Source organism: Azospirillum brasilense, assembly GCF_003349955.1.
In the GTDB taxonomy this organism is placed as follows: domain Bacteria; phylum Pseudomonadota; class Alphaproteobacteria; order Azospirillales; family Azospirillaceae; genus Azospirillum; species Azospirillum brasilense_B.
On sequence record NZ_QLKQ01000040.1, the window covers coordinates 16,439 to 38,810 of the forward strand.

The 22,372-nt window shown below is 69.0% G+C and carries 18 protein-coding genes; 11 read left to right on the plus strand and 7 right to left on the minus strand.

The window, feature by feature from the left end:
* Nucleotides 1-2: 2 nt before the first annotated feature.
* From murG to lpxC, 9 genes are all read left to right on the plus strand, one after another.
* The gene (gene murG / locus DXK32_RS18045; RefSeq protein WP_114859787.1) at nt 3-1,142 is read left to right on the plus strand and encodes an undecaprenyldiphospho-muramoylpentapeptide beta-N-acetylglucosaminyltransferase; all 1,140 of its coding nucleotides are present in this window, start codon (nt 3-5) and stop codon (nt 1,140-1,142) included.
* Complete coding sequence (locus DXK32_RS18050; RefSeq protein ID WP_114859788.1) at nt 1,139-1,405, plus strand: hypothetical protein; 267 nt, start codon at nt 1,139-1,141, stop codon at nt 1,403-1,405. The genes murG and DXK32_RS18050 overlap by 4 nt, the downstream gene beginning before the upstream one ends.
* Before the next feature lie 7 nt (nt 1,406-1,412).
* Nucleotides 1,413-2,828 carry a UDP-N-acetylmuramate--L-alanine ligase gene (murC, locus tag DXK32_RS18055; RefSeq protein ID WP_014241223.1) on the plus strand — a complete coding sequence of 472 codons (1,416 nt, stop codon included), beginning with the start codon at nt 1,413-1,415 and terminating at the stop codon, nt 2,826-2,828.
* An 11-nt stretch (nt 2,829-2,839) separates the two neighbouring features.
* On the plus strand, nt 2,840-3,766 hold the full coding sequence (murB, locus tag DXK32_RS18060) for a UDP-N-acetylmuramate dehydrogenase (RefSeq protein WP_114859789.1): 927 nt from the start codon (nt 2,840-2,842) through the stop codon (nt 3,764-3,766).
* A complete protein-coding gene (locus tag DXK32_RS18065) occupies nt 3,763-4,713 on the plus strand; it encodes a D-alanine--D-alanine ligase (RefSeq protein ID WP_038526503.1) in 951 nt (316 codons plus the stop codon). Before murB ends, DXK32_RS18065 begins: the two co-directional genes overlap by 4 nt.
* A complete protein-coding gene (locus DXK32_RS18070; RefSeq protein WP_114859790.1) occupies nt 4,698-5,660 on the plus strand; it encodes a cell division protein FtsQ/DivIB in 963 nt (320 codons plus the stop codon). The genes DXK32_RS18065 and DXK32_RS18070 overlap by 16 nt, the downstream gene beginning before the upstream one ends.
* Before the next feature lie 68 nt (nt 5,661-5,728).
* Entirely contained in the window at nt 5,729-6,991 is a 1,263-nt protein-coding gene (gene ftsA / locus DXK32_RS18075) for a cell division protein FtsA (protein WP_205215759.1), read from the plus strand.
* Between the two features lie 141 nt (nt 6,992-7,132).
* Entirely contained in the window at nt 7,133-8,896 is a 1,764-nt protein-coding gene (gene ftsZ, locus DXK32_RS18080) for a cell division protein FtsZ (RefSeq protein WP_114859792.1), read from the plus strand.
* A 359-nt stretch (nt 8,897-9,255) separates the two neighbouring features.
* The gene (lpxC, locus tag DXK32_RS18085) at nt 9,256-10,200 is read left to right on the plus strand and encodes a UDP-3-O-acyl-N-acetylglucosamine deacetylase (RefSeq protein WP_114859793.1); all 945 of its coding nucleotides are present in this window, start codon (nt 9,256-9,258) and stop codon (nt 10,198-10,200) included.
* 367 nt (nt 10,201-10,567) lie between these two features.
* Here lpxC and DXK32_RS18090 read toward each other — a convergent pair whose 3' ends face one another.
* The gene (locus DXK32_RS18090) at nt 10,568-10,966 is read right to left on the minus strand and encodes a bacteriohemerythrin (protein ID WP_162801238.1); all 399 of its coding nucleotides are present in this window, start codon (nt 10,964-10,966) and stop codon (nt 10,568-10,570) included.
* 109 nt (nt 10,967-11,075) lie between these two features.
* Nucleotides 11,076-13,463, minus strand: coding sequence for an NAD-dependent DNA ligase LigA (gene ligA, locus DXK32_RS18095; protein ID WP_114859795.1), 2,388 nt, complete (start codon nt 13,461-13,463; stop codon nt 11,076-11,078).
* Nucleotides 13,464-13,694: 231 nt separating this feature from the next.
* Here ligA and DXK32_RS18100 point away from each other — a divergent pair, with 231 nt between their 5' ends.
* A complete protein-coding gene (locus DXK32_RS18100; protein ID WP_114859818.1) occupies nt 13,695-14,237 on the plus strand; it encodes a hypothetical protein in 543 nt (180 codons plus the stop codon).
* A gap of 380 nt (nt 14,238-14,617) precedes the next feature.
* Nucleotides 14,618-15,964, plus strand: a complete 1,347-nt coding sequence (locus DXK32_RS18105; RefSeq protein WP_162801239.1) for a globin-coupled sensor protein — start codon at nt 14,618-14,620, stop codon at nt 15,962-15,964.
* Between the two features lie 27 nt (nt 15,965-15,991).
* Here the strand turns inward: DXK32_RS18105 and DXK32_RS18110 are convergent, their stop codons facing one another.
* The 5 genes from DXK32_RS18110 to DXK32_RS18130 all read right to left on the minus strand — a co-directional run bounded on the left by DXK32_RS18110 (nt 15,992) and on the right by DXK32_RS18130 (nt 22,337).
* Complete coding sequence (locus tag DXK32_RS18110; protein ID WP_162801241.1) at nt 15,992-16,666, minus strand: hypothetical protein; 675 nt, start codon at nt 16,664-16,666, stop codon at nt 15,992-15,994.
* 109 nt (nt 16,667-16,775) lie between these two features.
* On the minus strand, nt 16,776-18,626 hold the full coding sequence (locus tag DXK32_RS33180) for a carbohydrate-binding domain-containing protein (protein ID WP_247877218.1): 1,851 nt from the start codon (nt 18,624-18,626) through the stop codon (nt 16,776-16,778).
* A 334-nt stretch (nt 18,627-18,960) separates the two neighbouring features.
* Nucleotides 18,961-20,631 (minus strand): DNA repair protein RecN, encoded by a 1,671-nt coding sequence (gene recN / locus DXK32_RS18120; protein WP_114859798.1) that lies wholly within the window; start codon nt 20,629-20,631, stop codon nt 18,961-18,963.
* Nucleotides 20,632-20,639: 8 nt separating this feature from the next.
* A complete protein-coding gene (locus tag DXK32_RS18125) occupies nt 20,640-21,458 on the minus strand; it encodes an outer membrane protein assembly factor BamD (RefSeq protein ID WP_014241237.1) in 819 nt (272 codons plus the stop codon).
* Between the two features lie 141 nt (nt 21,459-21,599).
* Nucleotides 21,600-22,337, minus strand: coding sequence for a protein phosphatase CheZ (locus tag DXK32_RS18130; RefSeq protein ID WP_114859799.1), 738 nt, complete (start codon nt 22,335-22,337; stop codon nt 21,600-21,602).
* Nucleotides 22,338-22,372: the final 35 nt, after the last annotated feature.

Genomic DNA, 22,372 nt, shown 5'->3' on the forward strand with positions numbered 1-22,372 from the left:
GCATGGCCGACACCACCCAACGCCCCATCATCCTGGCCGCCGGCGGCACCGGCGGGCACTTCTTCCCGGCGGAGGCGCTGGCGCGCGAGCTGCTGGCCCGCGGCGAGGCGGTGGCGCTGGTCACCGACAAGCGCGGCCAGGCCTTCGGCGACAGCCTGCCGGAGGTGACGGTCCACCGCATCCGCTCCGCCGCCCCCGGCGGCAACCTGCTGGCCAAGATGAACGCGGCGTGGCAGATGGGCCTCGGCCTTCTCGGCGCCAACGCGCTGATGCGCCATCTGAAGCCGGCGGCGGTCGTCGGCTTCGGCGGCTACCCCTCCGTCCCCACGGTCTACGCCGCCGCGCAAGGCCGCGTGCCGGTGATGCTGCACGAGCAGAACGCCGTTCTCGGCCGCGCCAACCGGATGCTCGCCGCCGCGGCCCGGCGAATCGCCGTCGCCTTCCCCGAGGTCGCCTCGGTGAAGGCGGAGCACCGTCCGCGCCTCGTCCGCACCGGCAACCCGGTCCGCCCGGCCATCGCCGCCAAGCGCGACGCCGCCTACGCCGTTCCCACATCCGGCAGCCCCGTCCGCATCCTGGTGATGGGCGGCAGCCAGGGCGCCCGCGTCTTCTCCGAGGTCATCCCCGAGGCGCTCGGCCGGCTGCCCGCCGATCTCCGCGCCCGCATCCATCTGGCGCAGCAGTGCCGGCCCGAGGATCTGGAGGCCGCCCGCGCCGCTTACGCCGGCATGGGCCTCGGCGGGCTGGAGCTGGAGAGCTTCTTCCGCGACGTGCCGGACCGGCTGGCCGCCTGCCATCTCGCCGTCACGCGGGCCGGCGCTTCGACCATCGCCGAACTGACCTGCGTCGGGCGCCCCGCCATCCTTGTGCCATATCCCCATGCCATGGACGACCACCAGACGGCCAACGCGCGGCAGCTCGCCGCCGCCGGGGCCGCCTGGGTGATGGCGCAGCCGGACTTCACCGCCGACGCGCTCGCCGCCCGCCTGACGGACCTGCTGGAATCGCCGGATGCCCTCACCGCCGCGGCGCAGGCCGCCCACGGCTGGGGCATGGCCGACGCCGCCCGCCGGCTGGCCGACGCCGTGCTCGACATGATCGCCAACCCGAACCACGCCCGAACCAAGGAAGCCGCGGAATGAACAAGGCAACGCGCAGTTCCATCGCACGCCCCCGCTCGTCCCGGCCCCCCTCGTCCCGGCCCCTGGGCGACTGGCCGGCGGACATGACGCGGACCGAGGGCGCCTGGAGCAAGCGGCCCGACTGCCCGCTGCTGCCACGCGCCGGCGCCGGCTTCCTGCGCGACCGTCTGCACGTCACGATCGGTTCCCAGCCCCTTCCCTACGGCCTGTCCGACATGGCCGTGGACGCCACCCTCAGCCTGATGCTCCGCCGCGGAAAGTAATCCAGACATGCGCGCCCTCCCCCTCTCGATCGGCACCATCCATTTCGTCGGCATCGGCGGCATCGGCATGAGCGGCATCGCCGAAGTGCTGCGCAACCTCGGCTACACCGTCCAGGGCTCCGACCTGGCGGAGAGCGCCAACGTCAAGCGGCTGCGCGGGCTGGGCATCCAGATCAGCATCGGCCACCGCGCGGAGAACATCGCCGGGGCCGCGGTCGTCGTCGTCTCCTCCGCCGTCAAGCGCGACAACCCGGAGGTCGTCGCCGCCCGCGCCGCCCTGGTCCCGGTCGTCCGCCGCGCCGAGATGCTGGGCGAGCTGATGCGCCTGAAATGGGCCATCGCCATCGGCGGCACCCACGGCAAGACCACGACGACCTCGATGGTCGGCAACATGCTGGAGCACGCCAACCTCGACCCCACGGTCATCAACGGCGGCATCATCAACGCCTACGGCACCAACACGCGGCTCGGCTCCGGCGACTGGATGGTCGTCGAGGCGGACGAGAGCGACGGCACCTTCATCAAGCTGCCGGCCTGCATCGCCGTGGTCACCAACATGGACCCGGAGCATCTCGACTATTACGGCACCTTCGACAACATGCGGGCCGCCTTCGACAGCTTCGTTCAGAACATCCCCTTCTACGGCTTCGCGGCGCTCTGCATCGACCATCCGGAGGTGCAGGCGATGATCCCGCGCGTGTCGGACCGCCGCATCATCACCTACGGCTTCAGCCCGCAGGCCGACGTGCGCGCCGTGAACATGCGGCTGGGCACCGAGGGGGCCGAGTACGACGTGGTGATCGACGACCGCCACACCGGGGAGAGCCGGACCATCATCGGCGTCCGCCTGCCGATGTACGGGCCGCACAACGTCCAGAACTCGCTGGCCTGCTTCGCCGTGGGCAACGAGATGGGCCTGCCCGACGTGGTGATGCGCGACAGCATGGCGAAGTTCCAGGGCGTCAAGCGCCGCTTCACCAAGACCGGCGAGTCGAACGGCATCACCGTCATCGACGATTACGGCCACCACCCGGTGGAGATCGCCGCCGTGCTGAAGGCCGCGCGCACCGCCGGCACCGGCCGCACCATCGCCGTCGTCCAGCCGCACCGCTATTCGCGCCTCGCCAACCTGTTCGAGGAGTTCTGCACCTGCTTCAACGACGCCGACGCGGTGATCGTGGCCGACGTCTACGCCGCCGGGGAGCAGCCGATCGAGAACGTCAACCGCGACAGCCTCGTCGAGGGCCTGCGCATGCACGGCCACCGTCAGGTGCTCGCCCTGCACGGCCCGGACGAGCTGCCGCAGCTGGTCCGCGAGATCGCGCGGTCCGGCGACCTCGTGGTCTGCCTGGGCGCCGGCAACATCACCCAGTGGGCCAACGCCCTGCCGGGTGAGCTGGACAAGCTGTCGGGCAAGGCGTGACGGGTTCTCCGATGACAGCCACCACCGCCTCCCTCATCGACCGGATGCCCGCCTGCCGCGGACGGCTGACCGCCGCGGCGCCGCTGGCCAACGTGACGTGGTTCCGCGTCGGCGGTCCGGCGGAGGTCATGTTCCGGCCGGAGGACGCCGACGATCTGGCGGGCTTCCTGGCCGGGCTGCCGGACGACGTGCCGGTGACGGTGCTGGGCGTCGCGTCCAACCTGCTGATCCGCGACGGCGGCATTCCCGGCGTGGTGATCCGGCTGGGCCGCGGCTTCGCCGGCATCGCGGCGGACGGGCTGACCCTGGAGGCCGGGGCCGCGGCGCTCGACCTGAACGTCGCCGCCGTGGCGCGCGACGCCGGCGTCGCCGGGCTGGAGTTCCTGTCGGGCATCCCCGGCACCATCGGCGGCGCGCTGCGCATGAACGGCGGCGCCTACGGCCACGAGATCAAGGACGTGCTGGTCTCCGCCCAGGGCGTGACCCGCCGCGGCGAACGCGTGTCCTACGACAATGCCGGCATGGGCTTCACCTACCGCCACGCCGGGGTGCCGGAGGACGTGATCTTCACCGGCGCCACCCTGCGCGGCGTGGCCGGCGACCCGGCGGCGATCGCGCGGCGCATGGCGGAGATTTCCGACCAGCGCGCCGACACCCAGCCGGTCCGCTCACGCACCGGCGGCTCGACCTTCAAGAACCCGCCCGGCCACAAGGCGTGGGAGCTGATCGACCGGGCCGGCTGCCGCGGGCTGGCCATCGGCGGCGCCCAGGTGTCGGAGAAGCACTGCAACTTCCTCATCAACCAGGGCGCCGCCACCGCGGCGGAGCTGGAGGCGCTGGGCGAAGAGGTCCGGCGCCGGGTGTTCGAGACCTCCGGCGTCACGCTGGAGTGGGAAATCAAGCGGGTCGGCGTGGCCCGCGAAGGAGCGTCCGCATGACCACCCCCCACAAGAAGCATGTCGCCGTCCTGATGGGCGGCTGGTCGGCGGAGCGCGAGGTGTCGCTGGTCAGCGGCGCCGGCGTCGCCAAGGCGCTGGAGGAGGAAGGCTACCGCGTCACCGCGGTGGACGTGCAGCGCGACCTGGAGGGGTTGCTGCGCGCGCTGACCGACCCGCGCCCCGACGCGGTGTTCAACGCCCTGCACGGGCGCGGCGGCGAGGACGGGACCATCCAGGGCGTGCTGGAATTCCTCGGCATCCCCTACACCCATTCCGGCGTGCGCGCCGCCGCGGTCGCCATGGACAAGGCGATGACCAAGGCGCTGCTCGCCCCGGTCGGCGTGCGCTCGCCCAAGGGCCTCGTCCTGACCAAGGGCGAGCTGACCGGCGGCGCCCACCCGATGCCCGCCCCCTACATCGTCAAGCCGGTGGACGAAGGCTCGACCGTCGGGGTCACGCTGGTGCGCGAGGGGCAGAACAGCCCGGTCGGCGACGCCTGGACCTTCGGCGAGCGCGCCCTGGTCGAGGAGTTCATCCCGGGCCGCGAGCTGACCGTGGGCGTCATGGGCGGGCTGGACGGCGAGTGCCGCCCCCTGACCGTGACGGAGATCCGCTTCGAAGCGCAGGTCTATGACTACACGGCTAAATACAGCGCCGGTCATGCCGTTCATACTGTGCCCGCGCAGATTCCCGACCATGTCGCGGAAGAAGCCAAGAGGTTGGCGGTCCTGGCCCACCGGACCCTGGGGTGCCGCGGCGTTTCGCGCAGCGACTTCCGCTGGGATGATCGTAAAAGTGGGACCGACGGACTCTTTTTCCTGGAAATCAACAACCAGCCGGGCATGACGCCGCTGTCGCTGGTTCCCGAACAGGCCGCTGCCGTGGGGCTCTCCTACGGGGCTCTCGTCGCTTGGATGGTGGAGAACGCCGCATGTCAACTCGACTGAGCATCGATCCGCAGTTCCGCGCCGGCTTCGGGGGCTCTGCGAACCGGGGCCGCGAGGACATGCCCGTGCCGCCGCGCGCCATGGCGAAGTCGGCGCAGAAAGGCAACCGCCGCCGCGCCTGGCCGCGCTGGACCCGCCCCGCCATCAAGGCGGCCATCCTGCTGACGCCGGTCCTGGTCGGCGCCGGCATGGCCGCGTCGGCGTGGCAGCGCGGCACCTTCGCCGAGACCACCGCGGCGCTCCAGGAAAGCCTGATCCAGGCCAGCGCGTCGGCCGGCTTCGCCATCGCCGACGTTCTGGTCGAGGGCCGCACCGAGACCGACCCGGCCTCCATCCTGCAGGTGTTGGGCGTGCAGCGCGGCGATCCCATCCTCGCCGTCACGCTGTCCGACGCCAAGGAGAGGCTGGAAAGCCTGCCCTGGGTCGCCTCGGCCTCCATCGAGCGCCATCTCCCCGGCATCCTGTTCGTCCGCCTGACCGAACGGCAGCCGATGGCGATCTGGCAGCACGACCGCAAGTTCACCGTCATCGACCGCGAGGGCCGCCCGCTGGCCGACGCGACCGAGCTGGCGCGCCGCGGCAACCGGCGGATCGAGACGCTGCCGCAGGTCGTCGGCGCCAACGCGCCGATGCAGGTGCCGAAGCTGCTCGCGGCCCTCGACAATGTGCCGGCGCTGCGCGACAAGGTGAGCGCCGCCTCCTGGGTCGGCGATCGCCGCTGGGATCTCAAGCTGAAGAACGGTGTCGTGGTGAAGCTTCCGGAAGCCCGCATGCAGGCCGCGCTGCGCCAGTTGGCGGAGCTGGACGCGACGGGTCAGGTCCTGGACCGCGACATCGTGGCCATCGACCTGCGCCAGAACGACCGCGCCGTGCTGCAGACCTCCGCCACCGCCGTCCTGCCCTGGACGGAGGAGGAGAACAAGAAGAAGCCGGGCAAGAAGACGTGATCCTTCCCCATCCCTTTTCCTGAATCACGAACGACCGGACGCATCGAGGCCATAGGGTTGTGCTGAACATGGGCTTCAACGGGGCGAAAAAGCCGAAACGAGCCACGCGCGGCGGGATCATCGCCGCGCTGGACGTCGGCTCGACCAAGGTGTGCTGCCTCATCGCCCGCGTCGAGGATGCGGGAGCCGTGCGCATCGTGGGGATCGGCCACCAGATCGCCACGGGCGTGCGCGCCGGCGCCATCATCGACATGGAAGCGGCGGAGACCTCCATCGGAGCCGCCGTCCACGCCGCCGAGCAGATGGCCAACGAGACGATCCGCGACGTGATCGTCAACGTGTCCTCCCCGATCTCCCACGGCTTCAACGCCGAGGTCCCCGTCTCCGGCCAGGAGGTGACGGAGAGCGACGTCCGCCGCGCGCTGGCCCACGCCCGCAGCCTGCAGGTCGGCCCGGACCAGGCGCTGGTCCACGCGATCCCGGTCGGCTTCGCGCTCGACGGCAGCCGCGGCATCCGCGACCCCAAGGGCATGTACGGCGAGCGGCTGGGCGTCCAGGCCCACGTCATCACCTCGCCCGCCGGGGCGGTGCGCAACCTGCAGACCTGCGTGGCCCGCTGCCACCTCGACATCGAGGGTCTGGTCGCCAGCCCCTACGCCTCCGGCCTCGCCTGCCTGGTCGACGACGAGATGGAGATGGGCTCCGCCTGCATCGACATGGGCGGCGGCACCACGACGATCTCGGTCTTCTCCGAAGGCACGCTGGTCTGGTCGGACTGCATCCGGCTGGGCGGCAACCACGTCACCAACGACATCGCGCGCGGGCTGACCACGCCGGTCGTCCATGCGGAGCGCATGAAGACGCTGCACGGCAGCGCCATCACCAGCCCCGCCGACGAGCGCGAGATGATCGACGTCCCCCAGGTCGGCGAGGAGGAGCGCCTCGGCGCCAACAACCTGCCGAAATCCTATCTGGTGCGCATCATCCAGCCGCGGCTGGAGGAGATCTTCGAGCATGTCCGCTCGCGGCTGGAGCATTCCGGCTACGCGAAGCTGGTCGGCCGGCGCGTCGTCCTGACGGGCGGCGCCAGCCAGCTGCCGGGCATGCGCGAGTTGGCGCAGCTGATCCTGGACAAACAGGTCCGCATCGGGCGACCGACGCGGATCACCGGTCTGAACGAGGCGCAAGGCGGTCCGTCCTATTCGACCGCCGCGGGCCTTCTTCTCCACGCCGTGCGCAATCCGGCGGAACTTCCCGTGACGGGCCATGAGGCTGGCGCCGGCACGGGGTTCTTCGGGCGCGTCGGCCTGTGGCTGCGGGAGAACCTATGACCCATCGGACATGGTTCCCGGCCCCAAAAAGGCCCCTGCCGCACCACGGCATTCCTGCCTAAAAACATCACCCGGACCCAACCGGGCAAGAACCCGCGACGCAAAGCATCGAACCAATCAAAAGGTTGTGGAGGCCATAACATGATCAACGTGACCATCCCCAGCATCGAACCCGAGCTGAAGCCCCGCATCACCGTCTTCGGTGTCGGCGGCGCCGGCGGCAACGCCGTGAACAACATGATCAAGTCCAACCTCGAAGGCGTGGACTTCGTGGTCGGCAACACCGACGCGCAGGCCCTCAAGGGCTCGCTCTGCGAGAAGCGCGTCCAGCTCGGCACCACCATGACCCGCGGCCTGGGCGCCGGCTCCAAGCCGGACGTCGGCCGGGCCTCCGCCGAGGAGCAGCTCGAGGAGATCATCGGTCACCTCGAAGGCGCCAACATGGTGTTCATCACCGCCGGCATGGGCGGCGGCACCGGCACGGGTGCGGCCCCGGTCATCGCCCGCGCCGCCCGCGAGCGCGGCCTGCTGACCGTCGGCGTGGTGACCAAGCCCTTCCATTTCGAGGGCGCGCACCGCATGCGCCTGGCCGAATCGGGCATCGCCGAGCTGCAGCAGTATGTCGACACGCTGATCATCATTCCGAACCAGAACCTGTTCCGCATCGCCAACGAGAAGACGACCTTCGCGGACGCCTTCAAGATGGCCGACGACGTGCTACATTCCGGCGTGCGCGGCGTGACCGACCTGATGGTCATGCCCGGCCTCATCAACCTCGACTTCGCCGACATCCGCTCGGTGATGACCGAGATGGGCAAGGCGATGATGGGCACCGGCGAGGCCGGCGGCGAGCGCCGCGCCATCGAGGCCGCCGAGGCCGCCATCTCCAACCCGCTGCTCGACGACGTGTCGATGAAGGGGGCGCGCGGCGTCCTCATCAACATCACCGGCGGCTACGACATGACCCTGTTCGAGGTCGACGAAGCGGCGAACCGCGTCCGCGACGAGGTCGATCCGGACGCCAACATCATCTTCGGCTCGACCTTCGACAGCTCGCTGGACGGCGTGATGCGCGTGTCGGTGGTCGCCACCGGCATCGACGCCGCGGCCATGTCCAACCCGCGCACCCTGCACCCGGTCAACCTGTCGCTGGTCTCCGACCGCAACGGCGGCAACGGCGGCGCCAAGAAGCCCGCCGGCGCGGCCGGCCTGACCCAGGCCGCTCCGGCGCCGCTCGCCTCCCCCGGCCAGGTCGCCCCGGCGATCCCCGGTGCCGGTCTGCCCCCGCGCCCGATGGGCGGGGTCGCGCAGCCGCAGGTTCAGCCGCCGGTTCATCCGTCGGAGTTCCAGCAGCATGTTCCGGTCCAGCAGCCGGTCCAGCAGCCGGTCGAGCCGATGGTTCAGCACGCTCCGCAGCATGCGCCCCACCCGCACATGCCGATGAGCCACGACGCCATGCAGCCGGTCGAGTCCGCTCCGACGCGCAACGTCGCCACCGGTCCGCTGCACAGCGAGCGCCGCGACGGCCACTTCATCGCCCCGAAGGCCGCCGATCCCGGCCCGCGCCAGCCGATGAACGCCCCGCCGATGTCGAGCCAGCTCGCCGCCGCCGCCCAGGCGGAACCGCCGGCCCGCAAGCCGAACTTCCTGTTCGGCCTGGTCACCGGCCTGGCCGGCCGCAAGGCCGAACCGGCGCCGCAGCCGGCCCCGCAGCATCAGCCGCAACACCAGCCGCAGCATCACCATCAGCCCCAGCACCAGCAGCCCCAACACCAGCAGCCGGTGATGCAGCAGCCGCCGATGGCCCAGCCCCCGCGCCCGCAGGCGATGGGCGACGGCACCACCCAGAAGATCGACGAGGAAGCGCTGGACATCCCCGCCTTCCTCCGCCGTCAGGCCAACTGACGCGTCACCGAGGCTGGCCCAATTGATCTGAGGGCAACAGCAACCCGCCGGTCGCCGCCGCCTCTTTCGAAGCGGCATCGGCGGGCTTCCACAACCTGTTAGACTTCAACCGCCTCCAGAGCTTCGCGAGAACGCTCCGGGGGCGGTCTTTTCGTGTCTGGACGACGCCCGTTTCGCGTCCGGCGACGGTGCTCTACCGCCCTGCAACAAACGGTAACAAAGAGTGATTTGTCCTCCATAGGGGCCAATGATACCTAGCATATGCGGTCATAAGCGCTGACCCGCCCCCCTCCCGACGGAGACCGGCGGCAAGTCGCAAACCGGCCGCACAAGACCAAGATTGGAACGGGACAGACACCGTGGCTCAGAATCGCATCAAGACCGAAGGCATGCTGCAGCGTACCCTGGCGAAGCCGGTGCGTTGCTCGGGCGTCGGGCTGCATACGGGCGCGACGGTCACCCTGACGATTTCCCCGGCCGAGCCGAACAGCGGCATCGTCTTCCGGCGCACCGATCTCAGCGGCGCCGCCGCGGTGATCCCGGCGCGCTGGGACCATGTCGTCGACACCAAGCTGTGCACGGTCATCGGCAACGCCCACGGCACCACCATCGGCACCATCGAGCATCTGATGTCGGCGCTGGCCGGCTGCGGCGTCGACAACGCCGTGGTCGCGCTGGACAACATCGAGGTGCCGATCATGGACGGCAGCGCCGCCCCCTTCGTGGAGGCCATCGAGCGCGTCGGCACCGTGTCGCAGAACGCGCCGCGCCGGGCCATCCGCATCCTGAAGACGGTCACCGTGACCGAGGGCAACAAGAGCGCCACCTTCACGCCGGACCACACGACGGGCTTCAGCTTCGAGATCGACTTCGCCAGCAAGGCCATCGCCCAGCAGAGCCACGAGGTGGAGCTGGACGCCGAGACCTTCCGCGACGAGATCAGCGCCGCCCGCACCTTCGGCTTCCTGCACGAGGTCGAGGGCCTGCGCAAGATGGGCCTCGCCCGTGGCGGTTCGCTGGACAACGCGGTGGTCATCTCCGGCGACGAGGTGATGAACGAAGGCGGCCTGCGCTTCGACGACGAGTTCGTGCGCCACAAGATCCTGGACGCGGTCGGCGACCTCTATCTGGCCGGCGCGATGTTCGTCGGTCACTTCCACGGCGTGCGGTCCGGCCACGCCCTGAACAACCAGCTCCTGCACGCGCTGTTCGCCGACGCCAGCGCCTGGTGCTACGAAACCCCGCCGAGCACGGCGCTGCCGGGCGCCGTCTGGCACGCAGCCGATCGTCTCGCCGTCGCCTGATACGCGCCTCACAGCGCCGCGTTGCCCCTGCCCTCCCCTTCCGGGGAGGGCATTTTCGTTTTGCGCACTCCCCTCCCCTCTCGGACTCGCGCGAGGCGCATCACACACGCACTCCCCTCCCCTTCCGGGGGAGTAAGGGAATGGGTTTTTCCGCGCCGCGCACAGATTCAGTAAAATATTGAATTATATCAATATTTTATGTGGTGTTTTTGAGATGTCGCCTGAGATGGCGCCATCAAATCCCTCTCCCCTCCGGGGAGAGGGTCGGGGTGAGGGGGTTGTGCTTTTGCCGAACACACCACCACGCGCACCCCCCTCACCCTTCCCACGCCTCCGGCGTGGGAAGGGTGAGGGGAAATGAAACAATTCACTGCTCCGCGGCGTAGGCGCCGAAACGGGTGTCTTCCTTCAGGATGTGCTTACCCAGCCAGTCGGCGCAGAACTCGAACACCTCGTCCCCCGTGATGGTCTCACGCTGGGCGTGGAAGCGTTCGCGGTAGGACTCGACGTTGCGCGTCAGGGTGTCGTGCAGGGCCTTGTGCGCGGCGAAGGTCGGGTAGTTGGCCTGGGCCATGTGCGCTTCTTCGCGTGCGAAATGATCCTTTGTGTAATGGATCAGTTCGTCGAGGATCGCTTCGACAACATCCGGAGAGGCGCGGTTTTCGTCCGCTCCCAGCTTGTTGACGATGTCCACGAGAACGCGGTGATCGTCATCGAGTTCTTCGATGCCGACGCTCATCCAGCGTGACCATTGAATGGAGTCCATGCGATCCTCCGCCTCATTTTTCTTATGGTGCTTCGACCCTTTATGGAACCGGCGGCGAGGGGCGTCAACGCGGCACTCGGCCGCGCCGCCCCTCACCGCTCGACCCCGCTCAGCCGGCGATCAGTTCGGCCCACTCCTGCTCGCTGAGGATGGTCACGCCCAGGTCGCGCGCCTTGGCGGCCTTGCTGCCCGCGTCCGCCCCGCAGATGACGTAATCGGTCTTGGCCGAGACCGAGCCGGCGACCTTGGCCCCCAGCGACTCCGCGCGGGTCTTGGCCTCGGTGCGGGTCATCGTCTCCAGCGTGCCGGTGAAGACCACCGTCTTGCCGGCGACCGGGGAGCCGCTGGCCGCCTTCGGGCGCTCGGCGTCGGCCACCCGCACGCCGGCGGCGCGGAGGTCGTCGATGATGGCGCGGTTGCGCTCCTCCTGGAAGAAGCCGGCCAACTCCTCCGCGGCGACCTCGCCCACGTCGGGGATGGCGACCAGTTCGCCCCAGCCGGGGCCGGGCTGCGCGGCGACCGCGGCGAGCATCGCCGCCTTCCAGTCCGCCAGCGTGCCGTAGCGTTCGGCCAGAGCCTGGGCGGCCCGGCTGTCCACCTTCTTGATGCCCAGCAGCTTGATGACGCTGTCCAGCCGCAGCGCCTCCTGGCCGGCGTAGAAGTCCAGCTTCGGCAGATTCTCCGGATCGGCGAACCAGGCGAGCAGAGCGTCGGCCTTCACCGGGCCGAGGCCGTTGAGGGCGTGCAGGTCGCGCCACGCATCGCCCGGCATGTTGGCGACGGCGCGCTCCATCCCCTCCAGCCAGCCTTCGATGGAGCCGTACTGGCGGGCCAGCGACTTGGCGGTCACCTCGCCGATGTGGCGGATGCCCAGCGCGAAGATGAAGCGGTGCAGGTCGATGCGCTCGCGCCGCTGGTTGATCGCGGCGAACAGGTTCTCGACCGACTTCTCCTTCCAGCCGGGACGGCCGAGGATGGCGATCTCGCCCGCCGCCACCCGGCGCTCCAGCGTGAAGATGTCCACGGGGGAGCGGATCAGCCCGTCCTCCCAGAACTCCTCGATGGTCTTCTCGCCCAGCCCTTCGATGTCGAAGGCGTTGCGCGACACGAAATGGCGCAGCCGCTCCTTGGCCTGGGCGGCGCAGATCAGACCGCCGGTGCAGCGGCGCACCGCCTCGTCCGGCTCGCGCACGGCGAGGCTGCCGCAGACCGGGCAATGGTCGGGGAAGACATAGGGCACGGCGTCGTCGGGGCGCTGCCCCTCCACCACCCCGACGATCTGCGGAATCACGTCGCCGGCCCGCTGGACGGTCACCAGATCGCCGATGCGGACGTCCTTGCGGGCGATCTCGTCCTCGTTGTGCAGGGTCGCGCGGCTGACCACCACGCCGCCGACGGTGATGTCCTCCAACTCGGCCACCGGGGTCAGGGCGCCGGTGCGGCCGACCTGGATGGTGATGCCCTTCAACCGGGTCTGCGCCTGCTCGGCTGGGAACTTGTGGGCGATGGCCCAGCGCGGCGCCCGGCTGACGAAGCCCAGCCGCTGCTGAAGCTCCAGGCTGTTGACCTTGTAGACCACCCCGTCGATGTCGAAGGGCAGCGCCGAGCGCTCCTCGCCGATCTTGCGGTAGTGGGTCAGCAGCGCCTCGGCGCCGTCGCACAGGTTGGCCGGGCGGTTCAGCGAGAAGCCCCAGCCGCGCAGCCGCTCGCGGATGCCCCATTGGGTGTCGGCGATCGGCTCCGACAGCTCGCCCAGCGCGTAGCCGAAGAAGCAGAGCGGGCGCGACGCGGTGACCGTCGAATCCTTCTGGCGCAGCGACCCGGCGGCGGCGTTGCGCGGGTTGGCGAACAGGTCCTCCCCCCGCTCCGCGTAGCCGCGGTTCATCGCCAGGAAGTCGTCGCGGTTCATGTAGACCTCTCCGCGCACCTCCAGCACCGCGGGATAGGGCGCCTCCAGGGTCTGCGGCACGTCCTTGATGGTGCGGACGTTGGCGGTCACGTCCTCGCCCTCCGTCCCGTCTCCGCGGGTGGCGGCCAGGACCAGCCGGCCGTTCTCGTAGCGGAGCGAGCAGGACAGCCCGTCGATCTTCGGCTCGGCCACGAACTCCAGCGGAGCGTCGTCGGACAGGCCGAGGAAGCGGCGGACCCGGGCGACGAACTCGTGCGCCTCCTCCGGCTCGAAGGCGTTGCCGAGCGACAGCATGGGCAGCGCGTGCCGCACCTTGCGGAAGGCCGCCGACGGGGCGGCCCCGACACGCAGCGACGGCGAGTCGGCCCGGCGCAGCTCCGGATAGCGCGCCTCGATCCCATTGTTGCGGCGGACCAGCGCGTCATAGTCGGCGTCGGAGATCGCCGGCTTGTCCTGCTGGTGGTAGAGCCGGTCGTGGTGGGCGATCTCCTGGGCCAGCGCGGCCAGTTCCGCCTGCGCCTGCTCCACCGTCAGCTCCTCCACGGGGATGCTGCGGAGCGCGGCGGGGGTGTCGAACAGGTCGTTCATGGCGGGTCTCTTCGGTGCCTTCTCGTGGGGACGGCGCGGGATCGGCGGGCGCCGCCGGGGGCGCAGCATAGCGCCGCGGCGGCGTGCCGTGGAGTCCGCCCTTGAGCCGGTCTGGCATTCGGCCCCGTCCGCACCACCCTTGAAACCGCCGAGATCGAGCAGACCTAGAAAGCTGCGGGGGTGCTGGGGTTGCGTGTATGATGAGCCGGCGCCCGTAAACGGATGTGCTGCATGACCGAGCCGACCAGCCGTGCGACCGCCGGCAGCCTGACCGCCAGCAACCTGACCATTGACGACCGTTTCGTCATCGCCGCGGCGCTTGACCGCATCCTGTACGACGATCCCGACCAGTTCGCGACGGAGGATGCGCGCCTGCTGCGCCGCATGATCCCGCGCACCCGCTCCCCCTGGCTGCGGCTGGGCTTCCGCGCGGAAAGCCAGGGGCCGTCCATGTCGGGCCGCGCTGCCGGCGTCGGCGACGTGAAGATGGACGGTGACAAAAAGGTGGTCGAGGGCGGTGTGGGAGAAGCCCAGGTCTGGCGCTGCGGCCAGTACAAGATCTCCAACCACGGCGACGACCTGGAGATCTGGCAGGTGATGAGCGACGAGTTCGCCGAGGAGCCGAAGGGCGCCCGCCTGGAATACGGCCCCACCGGCGCACCGGAACGCCTGACCTTCTTCCAGCCCCGCGATCTGGAGTTGAGAATTCCCTTCACAGGCATCGCTGTTGGACTTCGCCTGGGTGGCTGGCAGCCGTGGAAGCGCGCTGCCTGAGACCGGCATAGGCCTGCGCCCGGTTGTCGCATACCGGAGTATTAAAACGTTCCTACAGTCTATCCCCAGACGGCGCAGCAAGTCTGCAACGCGGCGCCTTTGCCAGAATTTCCAAAGACTTGAGCCCCCGCCTTGCTTCCTATGACCACCGCCGGAAGTTGGCCTCTGAAATTAAGTTGTTCCCATGATTTCCCCTTCTTATTCCTTGAAATTGAATAAGTTCAATATTTTACAAATCTGCAATGTAGCATGAAACCGATCGTTAAAACTGTCATGTCCATGATCCTCGTATGGTGATAACCGAGCGGCAGCCAACCAGGAGGAGCCCCGGTCCAGCCGCGCGCCAACGCTTGCCAACCAAGAACAAAGAGACCAACACCATGGACAGTGGCATTCGAAGCGGCGTTCAGGAACGCCTTTCCTTTCTGCGGATCGGTGGCGAGACGGCCACGCTTTTGAAGGAAGCCTGGAGCATTGCCGAGCCCCACCTGCCCGTCATTCTCAAAGACTTCTACGACCACCTTCTCGCCATTCCCGAACTCCGGAAAATCCTTGATGGGAAATCCGTCGAGCGGTTGAAGGAAGCTCAGGTCAACCACTGGCGGCATCTGTTTTCCGGAAGCTTCGACGACGTCTACCTGACGCGCGTGAAGGCGGTGGGTCAGGCGCATTACCGCATCGGCCTGCACCCGCGCTGGTACTTCGGCGCCTACCGGCTGGTCATGGGACGGCTGGGCGGGCTGATCGGCGAGCGGCACCGCCGCGACGCGCCGCGCGCCATGAAGATCATGGGGGCGGTGGAAACCGCGATCTTCCTCGATCTCGACCTGTCCTTCGACGCCTACAGCACCGCCGTGATGACCATGACCAACCGGATGCTGGTCGAGCTGGCGGAGAATTTCCGGGACACGGTGCAGGGCACCATCGAAACCGTCGGACAGTCGGCGGCGGCGGTCAACGCGGCGACCGGCACGGTGCGCGGCATCGCCCAGGACACCGGCGTGCGCACGGAGCATCTGACCGGCGCGGTCTCCGGCACCGCCAGCAACGCCCGCGCCATCGCCGCCGCCGCCGAGGAGCTGACCGCCACCAACCACAGCGTGGTGTCGCGCATGGAAAGCGCCTTCTCCATCGTCACCGAGGCCCAGGCCGCCACCCAGCGCTCCACCGAGGCGGTCACCGCGCTGGCCGGGATCGCCGGGCGGATCGGTGGAACGCTGAAGCTGATCAACACCATCGCCAACCAGACCAACCTGCTGGCCCTCAACGCCACCATCGAGGCGGCCCGCGCCGGCGAGGCCGGGCGTGGCTTCTCCGTCGTGGCGGCGGAGGTGAAGGTGCTCGCCAAGCAGACCGCCGGTGCGACCGAGGACATCACCCGCCTGTTGCAGGAAATCGATGGCGCGACCGGGCGGACCCGCGACGAGATCGCCGGGATCGGCGCGGTGGTCGGGTCGTTGCGCACCCATTCGCAGGACGTGCTGTCCATCATGGGCCAGCAGAACGACGCGACGCGGGAAATCGCCCAGAACATCCATGAGGCCAGCCGGTCCGCGGAACACATGTCCGAAGAGGCCGGGCACCTTGCCGACGGCGCGCGGTCGGTCATGGCATCGGTCGAGGACGCCTTTCACACCACCGCACGGCTGACCGGGACGGCGGAGGAACTGCGTACCGCGCTGGACAAGTTCCTGTCGCACATGATGTCCCTGCGCGTGGCGGCGTGACCGGACGGGATCGGCGGCGGCCAGGAGTCAGGGATCGCCCAGCGCGTTCTCGTCCTCGCCGCCGATGAAATCGCCGCCGGCTCCAAGCCCGTTCAGCCCGGCCTGACCCGCGTCGGCATCCCCGGCATCCACTTCCCACTGGTCGTTGGGGGTTTCGATGACCTCCCGGGTTTTCAGGGCCAGGGACGCCACCTCGATGCTGAAGACCTCGTCGGGGGCCAACATGATGTCCTGCCCGTCGGGTCCGTCACCCTCGGCCCCGGGATTCCGTCCGTCCTGGTTGATGCGGCGGTAGATCGGCATCCCCGGCATGGTGTCCCAGATCATGCCGTTGGGCGTGGTCACATACATGTGCTGCGGCAGCACCTGCCCCGGAAGAAAGCGGCCCCACAGACGGATGCCGCTGCCTTCCTGCGGCGCAAACCCGAACTCCCGGCACAGCAGAGTGAGGCTGATCGGAGCGACCTGCGCCGCAGGCTGATCGGGCCCCGGACATGTCCAGATGTCGTTGTTGGTGACCGTTGTCAGCCCGTTGGCGACCTCGTCGTCGACCGGGACCACCTCCACCCCGTAGAGCAGGTCGCCCAGCTTGGCGTACCGGGCGTTGACCGCGATGGCCGTGTCGGGATCGCCGGACAGGGCGAAGACATGGCACGCCATATCGTGATGGCTGTCGTTCCCGATGAATTTTTCCCTGGGCATCGCTCCTCCTCGATCGGCAGCGGTGCCGCCGGCGCCCGCGAAGACGCGCACCGGCCGGACACCACTGGAAAGGACGAGCGGAAACGGACTTTCGTGAACGGGGCCGCCCTCAAACCATGTCGAGCGGGTGCAGCGGGTCGGGGTGATGCTCCGCCGGAGTCGCGGCGTGGGCGAGGGCGTAGGCGTCCATCGACGCGGCGTCGTACAGCGGCGCCCCATGATCCCCATGCGATGGAGCCGCCGCCTCCAACCCCTGGGCGACGAGATGCTGCCACACGGTGTCCTGGCCATCCGCGAGCTGGTTCACGGACTGGGCCGACGCCACGGCGCCCATCCCGTTGGCGCCCATCCCAGTAGCGGAGGGGAACCAGGACTTGTCGGCGTCGACCACCAGCGTGCCGTTCCACCACAGGCCGGCCTGCCCCTTGACCACGTCCTTCCCGTCGAGCGCGCCCTTGTCGTAGGTGACGTTCGACGCCGTGGGAGCGACGGCGTGGCCGTTGATGGTGACCTTGTTGACGAACAGCGAGCGATCCTGCCCGTTCACCACGGCGTCGTTGTCGTATTGCACCTGGACCTTGTGCGCCTGATCGGCGGTCAGGTTGGTGGCGAAGGTATAGTCCTTGGCCGCCGTGCCGGCCACGCCCTCGCCGATCTTGTGGCCATCGACCAGCAGGTTGAAGTGGGCGTTCACCCCGCCGGCCGGTGTGCCGGAGGCGTTGACCGTGATGGTCGTGTTGGCCGGCGCCGCCTGGACCGGGAAATCCTTGGCCGGGGCATCGACCACCAGCGTACCGCCCCACCACATGGACGACTGGCCCTTCACCACGTCCTTGCCGTCGAGAGCGCCCTTGTCATAGGTGACGTTGGCGGCGGTCGGGCTGTGGGCGGTGCCGTTGATGGTGACCTTGTTGACGAACAGGTTGCGGTCCTGGCCGTTCACGAAGCCGTCGTTGTCGTACTGGACCTGCACCTTGTGGGCCTGGTCGGCGGTCAGGTTGGTGGTGAAGCTGTAGTCCTTCGCCGCCGAATCCACCGTGGCCTGCCCCACCGTCTTGCCGTCCACCAGCAGCTTGAAATGGGCGTTCACCCCGCCGGCCGGGGCGCCGGAGGCGTTGACGGTGATCGTCGTGGCGCTCTGCGCCGTGGAGACCGGGGCGGACTGGGCGATCTTGGCGAGCAGGGCATCGGTGTCCAGCTCGAAATAGCCGGCGGTGCCCATCGCCTTGCCGGTGCTGCGGGCGAGATCGAGGAACTCCGACTGGGTCAGCCGGGTGCCGGTCTGCTCCACCCACGCCTGCTGCGCTTTCGCCACCGCCGCGGTGACCGCCGGAGCGGCGAAGGAGGAGCCGTTGGCCGTGTAGGTGACGCCCGAGAGGTTGGTGATCCGCACGTCGGTGCCGTCGGCGCAAACGTCGGTCAGGGACGGGCTGCGCTGCGCCCAGGACGGGAAGGCGCCGTCGCCGGTGGAAGCCGAGACGCAGATTTGGTTCACGTCGGCCGAGTAGCTGGACACGCTCTGCGACACCCCGCCGTCGCCGCTGTTGCCGGCGGCGGCCACGGTCAGCACGCGCTTGGCGGCCAGCGCCGCCAACTCGTCGGAGATCGAGGTGGTGGCCGCGGTCGTCTGCGCGCCGCCGCCCAGCGACAGGTTCACAGCCGTGATGTTGTAGGCGTCGGCGTTGGCGACAACCCACTGCAGGGCCTTCTCGATGTTGGCCTCGCTGGCGCCGCTGCCGTCATCGGGCATGACCTTCAGCGCGATGATGCCGACGTCCGGCGCGTTCTCCAGGATTTCCGCGGTGACCAGGGCGCCGTGCGTGTTCGCGTTGGCGACCATGACGTCGTTGTCGTTTCCGTAGAAGTCATACTGATAGACCAGCCGACCCGTGTTCCAGGCGGAGGACAGGCCGCTGTCGATCACGACGACGTTGCCGGCGGAAGCGGAGCTGTTCGACATCTTGCCAACCTTGTTCGTTCTTGGGCGTTCGTTCTTGGGCGAACGGCGCCCGGTTACCGGACGCGCAAGGCTGGACTATGCGTGTTTTGCTGTGGCCGCCGTATGACCGCTGCGGGCGAATGCTGTGACCTGGACGGAGGATTTAGCCCTCTCCCCTCCGCTCACGCGCAAACTTCGTTTGCGCTGACGCGACAGGCGGACCTCCGGTCCGCCGAAAGCGGGGAGAGGGTGGCCCGAAGGGCCGGTGAGGGGGTCCCGCCATAGCGGTACGTTCGGCAAAAGCGCAACCCCCTCACCCTAACCCTCTCCCCGGAGGGGAGAGGGGACAGAAGCACTATCCCCGCCCGGCGATCAGGCTGTCGGCGGCGGCGCGGGCCTCGGCGGTGACGGTGGCGCCGGACAGCATGCGGGCGATCTCCTCGCGGCGGTCGTCGCCGTCCAGTTCGACCACGCCGGTCGTCACCTGCTCGCCCTTCACCGACTTCTGCACCTTGAGGTGGATGGAGCCGCGGGCGGCAACCTGCGGGCTGTGGGTGACCACGAGCACCTGGAGCCCGTTGCCGAGCGTCTTCAGCCGCTCGCCCACCGCGGCGGCGACGGCGCCGCCGATGCCGGTGTCCACCTCGTCGAACACCAGCGTGCCGACGGTCGAGGTCTGGGCCAGCACCACCTTCAGCGCCAGCATGAAGCGCGCCAGTTCACCGCCCGACGCAATCTTGTTCAGCGCGCCGGGGGGCGAGCCGGGGTTGGTGGCGACCTGGAAGGCGACGCGGTCCATGCCCGACGCCGTCCAATCCGATTCGTCGGCCAGCGGCTCGACCAGCGTGCGGAACTTCGCTTTTTCCAGCTTCAGCGGAGCGAGTTCCGTGGCGACGGCGGCGTCCAGGCGGCCGGCAGCCTGCTGGCGCTCCCCGCTGAGCGACTCGGCGGCCTTGCGGTAGGCATCCCGGGCGATCTCCGCCTCGCGGGCGAGGCGGGCCAGCAGATCGCCCTGATCCTCGATCAGCAGCAGCCGGTCGGCCATGTCCTTGCGCAGGGGAGCCAGCGCGTCCACGTCCACCCCGTGCTTGCGGGCGGCGGCGCGCAGGGCGAACAGCCGCTCCTCCAGCTTTTCCAGGGCCTGCGGGTCCATGTCCACGTCGGAGGACACGGCTTGGAGACCGGCGATGGCCTCCCCCGCCTCGGTCGCGGCGCGGTCCAGGGCGGCGATGACCGGGTCGAGCTTGCCGGCGGCCTTGTCGGCGATGCGGCTCAGCGTGCGGATGGCCGAGGACAGGGCGCGCTCCACCCCGCGGTCGCCCGACAGCTCCCCATAGGCGGCGTTCAGCGCGTCGACCAGCTTTTCCCGGTGCATCAGCACGGCGCGGGTCTCGGCGAGTTCCTCTTCCTCGCCCGGCTTGGGGGCGAGGGCATCCAGCTCGGCCACGGCGTGGCGGAGATACTCCTCCTCCGAGCGGGCGCGGGCGATCTCGGCGGCGGCGTTGGCGCGCGCGTCCTCGACCTGCCTCCACGCCCGGTGGGCGGCGGCGACCTGGGCGGCGTGGCCGGACAGACCGGCGTAGGCGTCCAGAACGCCGCGGTGGGTTTGCGGATTCAGCAGGCCGTGGGTGTCGAACTGGCCATGGACCTCGACCAGCTCCTCGCCCAGCCGCTTCAGCAGGCCGACGCCGACCGCCTGGTCGTTGACCCAGGCGCGGCTGCGTCCGTCGGCGCTGACGGTGCGGCGGACGACCAGCCGTTCCTCGGGGTCGAGCCCCTGCTCCTTGAGGATGGCGAGCGCCGGGTGGTCGCCGGACAGGTCGAACTCCGCCGTCACCGACGCCTGATCGGCGCCGTGGCGGACGAGGCCCGAATCGGCCCGCGCACCGAGCGCAAGACCCAGCGCGTCGAGCAGGATCGACTTGCCCGCACCGGTCTCGCCGGTGAGGACGCACAGGCCCTTGCGGAAGCCCAGCCCCAGCCGCTCGATCAGGACGACGTCCCGGATCGTCAGCGAGGCCAGCATGGATCGTCCTAGAACAGGGAGCTCCAGGCTCTGCTGATCCAGGACTTCTCGTTTCGCTCCGGACGCACGTTGGCGTCCACCAGCAGTGCGTAGCTGTCCGTGTACCATTCGCTGCCGGGGAAGTTGTGGCCGAGCACGGCGGCGGCGGTCTTCGCCTCGTCCGTGATTCCCAGCGCCAGATAGCACTCCACCAGCCGGTGCAGCGCCTCAGGGACGTGGGAGGTGGTCTGGTAGTTTTCAATCACCGTGCGGAACCGGCCGATGGCCGCGGTGTACTGCCCCTGCTTCAGATAGAAGCGCCCGACCTCCATCTCCTTGCCGGCGAGATGGTCGTTGGTCAGGTCGATCTTGATCTTGGCGTCGCGGGCGTACTGGCTGTCCGGGAAGCGGCGCACGACCTCCGACAGCGCGTCGAGCGCCAGACGGGTCATGCGCTGGTCGCGGCGGACGTCGGTGATCTGCTCGTAATAGGACAGCGCCCGCATGTAGTAGGCGTAGGAGACGTCGGGGCTGCCCGGATGGAGCTGGATGTAGCGGTCGAGCGCCAGGATGGCGTCGTCGTACTTCAGGTCCTGGTAATGGGCGTAGGCCGCCATGATCTGCGCCTTGCCCGCCCATTCGGAATAGGGGTGCTGGCGCTCCACCTCGTCATAGAGCTTGGCGGCCACCTTGAACCGCTCTTCCCGCATGGCGGCGTCGGCCTCTTGGTAGATCTGCTCGGCCGGACGCTCGACATACTGGTCCTCGGGTTTGGTCGAGGAGCAGGCGGTCAGGGCGGAAGCCAGGAGGAGGGCCGCAAGCGGCAGACGGGAAAAACGGCAGGGCATGGTCGTCGCGATGCTTTCGAAGTTGGCCCTATATAGCACGCCGGGGCGCGGGGGCGGCAAGCCGCTTCGGCGAACAAATTTCGAACCTCGCCGGCATGACGCGGACGGACACCCGGAATGGACGGCGATCAGCCGAACTGATCAGCCAAAGAGGGCGTCGATGTCGGCCTGGCTGATGTTGCCCATTTCCTGATGGTCGGCCGGGCCGTGCAGCTCCAGCGACTCGTCCATCTTGGTGACGGTGGGCGGCAGCGGCATCGCCTCGAACTCGCGCTTGTTCCAGTGGCTCATCATCGCGTCGACGCGCTCCTCGATGAAGGACAGGGCGCGGACGACCTTGGTGATGCGCTGGCCGGTCAGGTCCTGGAAGTTGCAGGCCTCGTAGATGCGGACGATCACGTCGTTCATGTCGTTGACGCGGTCGGCGTGGTAGCCCTCCGGCAGCGACGACTTCAGCTCGTGAACGACCTCCTCCAGTTCCTCGGCGCAGGCCATGATGGTGTTGGTGGCGGCCTCCGTCGCCGAGACGACGGCGTTCAGTTCCTGGGACGCCTGCACGAACTTGTCGTCGCCGGCCAGCGGGTGGCGGATCGCCGCCATCTCCACCTTGGTGGCCTTGATGCGGCCCGAGATGTCGGCGATCTCGACCTGGATCTGGTCGATCTGCTGGGCGTCCATGGTCAGGAAGCGGTCGAGCTTCGCGCCGAGGTCGCCGATGGCGCGGATGACGTCGCTGTTGTCAACCGTGACCGGACCGGACGGCAGCGACGCCAGCGCCGGCGCCAGGGCGGAGGCGTCGTCCACCACCGCCTGATAGGGATTGCCGGTCCGGCGGGCCTTTTGAAGCTCCGCCATGAAGGGTTTCGAGAGATTCCTCATGCGGGCTGCGCCTCTTTCCGAAGGGACGTCCGGGG

Coding starts and splice junctions, on each gene's coding strand:
- DXK32_RS18090 (WP_162801238.1), bottom strand. CDS start 10,966: ATGGACTCCATTCAATGGTCACGCTGGATGAGCGTCGGCATCGAAGAA.
- ftsZ (WP_114859792.1), top strand. CDS start 7,133: ATGATCAACGTGACCATCCCCAGCATCGAACCCGAGCTGAAGCCCCGC.
- DXK32_RS18050 (WP_114859788.1), top strand. CDS start 1,139: ATGAACAAGGCAACGCGCAGTTCCATCGCACGCCCCCGCTCGTCCCGG.
- DXK32_RS33180 (WP_247877218.1), bottom strand. CDS start 18,626: ATGTCGAACAGCTCCGCTTCCGCCGGCAACGTCGTCGTGATCGACAGC.
- recN (WP_114859798.1), bottom strand. CDS start 20,631: ATGCTGGCCTCGCTGACGATCCGGGACGTCGTCCTGATCGAGCGGCTG.
- DXK32_RS18125 (WP_014241237.1), bottom strand. CDS start 21,458: ATGCCCTGCCGTTTTTCCCGTCTGCCGCTTGCGGCCCTCCTCCTGGCT.
- DXK32_RS18100 (WP_114859818.1), top strand. CDS start 13,695: ATGACCGAGCCGACCAGCCGTGCGACCGCCGGCAGCCTGACCGCCAGC.
- murG (WP_114859787.1), top strand. CDS start 3: ATGGCCGACACCACCCAACGCCCCATCATCCTGGCCGCCGGCGGCACC.
- DXK32_RS18110 (WP_162801241.1), bottom strand. CDS start 16,666: ATGCCCAGGGAAAAATTCATCGGGAACGACAGCCATCACGATATGGCG.
- ftsA (WP_205215759.1), top strand. CDS start 5,729: ATGGGCTTCAACGGGGCGAAAAAGCCGAAACGAGCCACGCGCGGCGGG.
- murB (WP_114859789.1), top strand. CDS start 2,840: ATGACAGCCACCACCGCCTCCCTCATCGACCGGATGCCCGCCTGCCGC.
- murC (WP_014241223.1), top strand. CDS start 1,413: ATGCGCGCCCTCCCCCTCTCGATCGGCACCATCCATTTCGTCGGCATC.
- DXK32_RS18070 (WP_114859790.1), top strand. CDS start 4,698: ATGTCAACTCGACTGAGCATCGATCCGCAGTTCCGCGCCGGCTTCGGG.
- DXK32_RS18105 (WP_162801239.1), top strand. CDS start 14,618: ATGGACAGTGGCATTCGAAGCGGCGTTCAGGAACGCCTTTCCTTTCTG.
- DXK32_RS18130 (WP_114859799.1), bottom strand. CDS start 22,337: ATGAGGAATCTCTCGAAACCCTTCATGGCGGAGCTTCAAAAGGCCCGC.
- ligA (WP_114859795.1), bottom strand. CDS start 13,463: ATGAACGACCTGTTCGACACCCCCGCCGCGCTCCGCAGCATCCCCGTG.
- DXK32_RS18065 (WP_038526503.1), top strand. CDS start 3,763: ATGACCACCCCCCACAAGAAGCATGTCGCCGTCCTGATGGGCGGCTGG.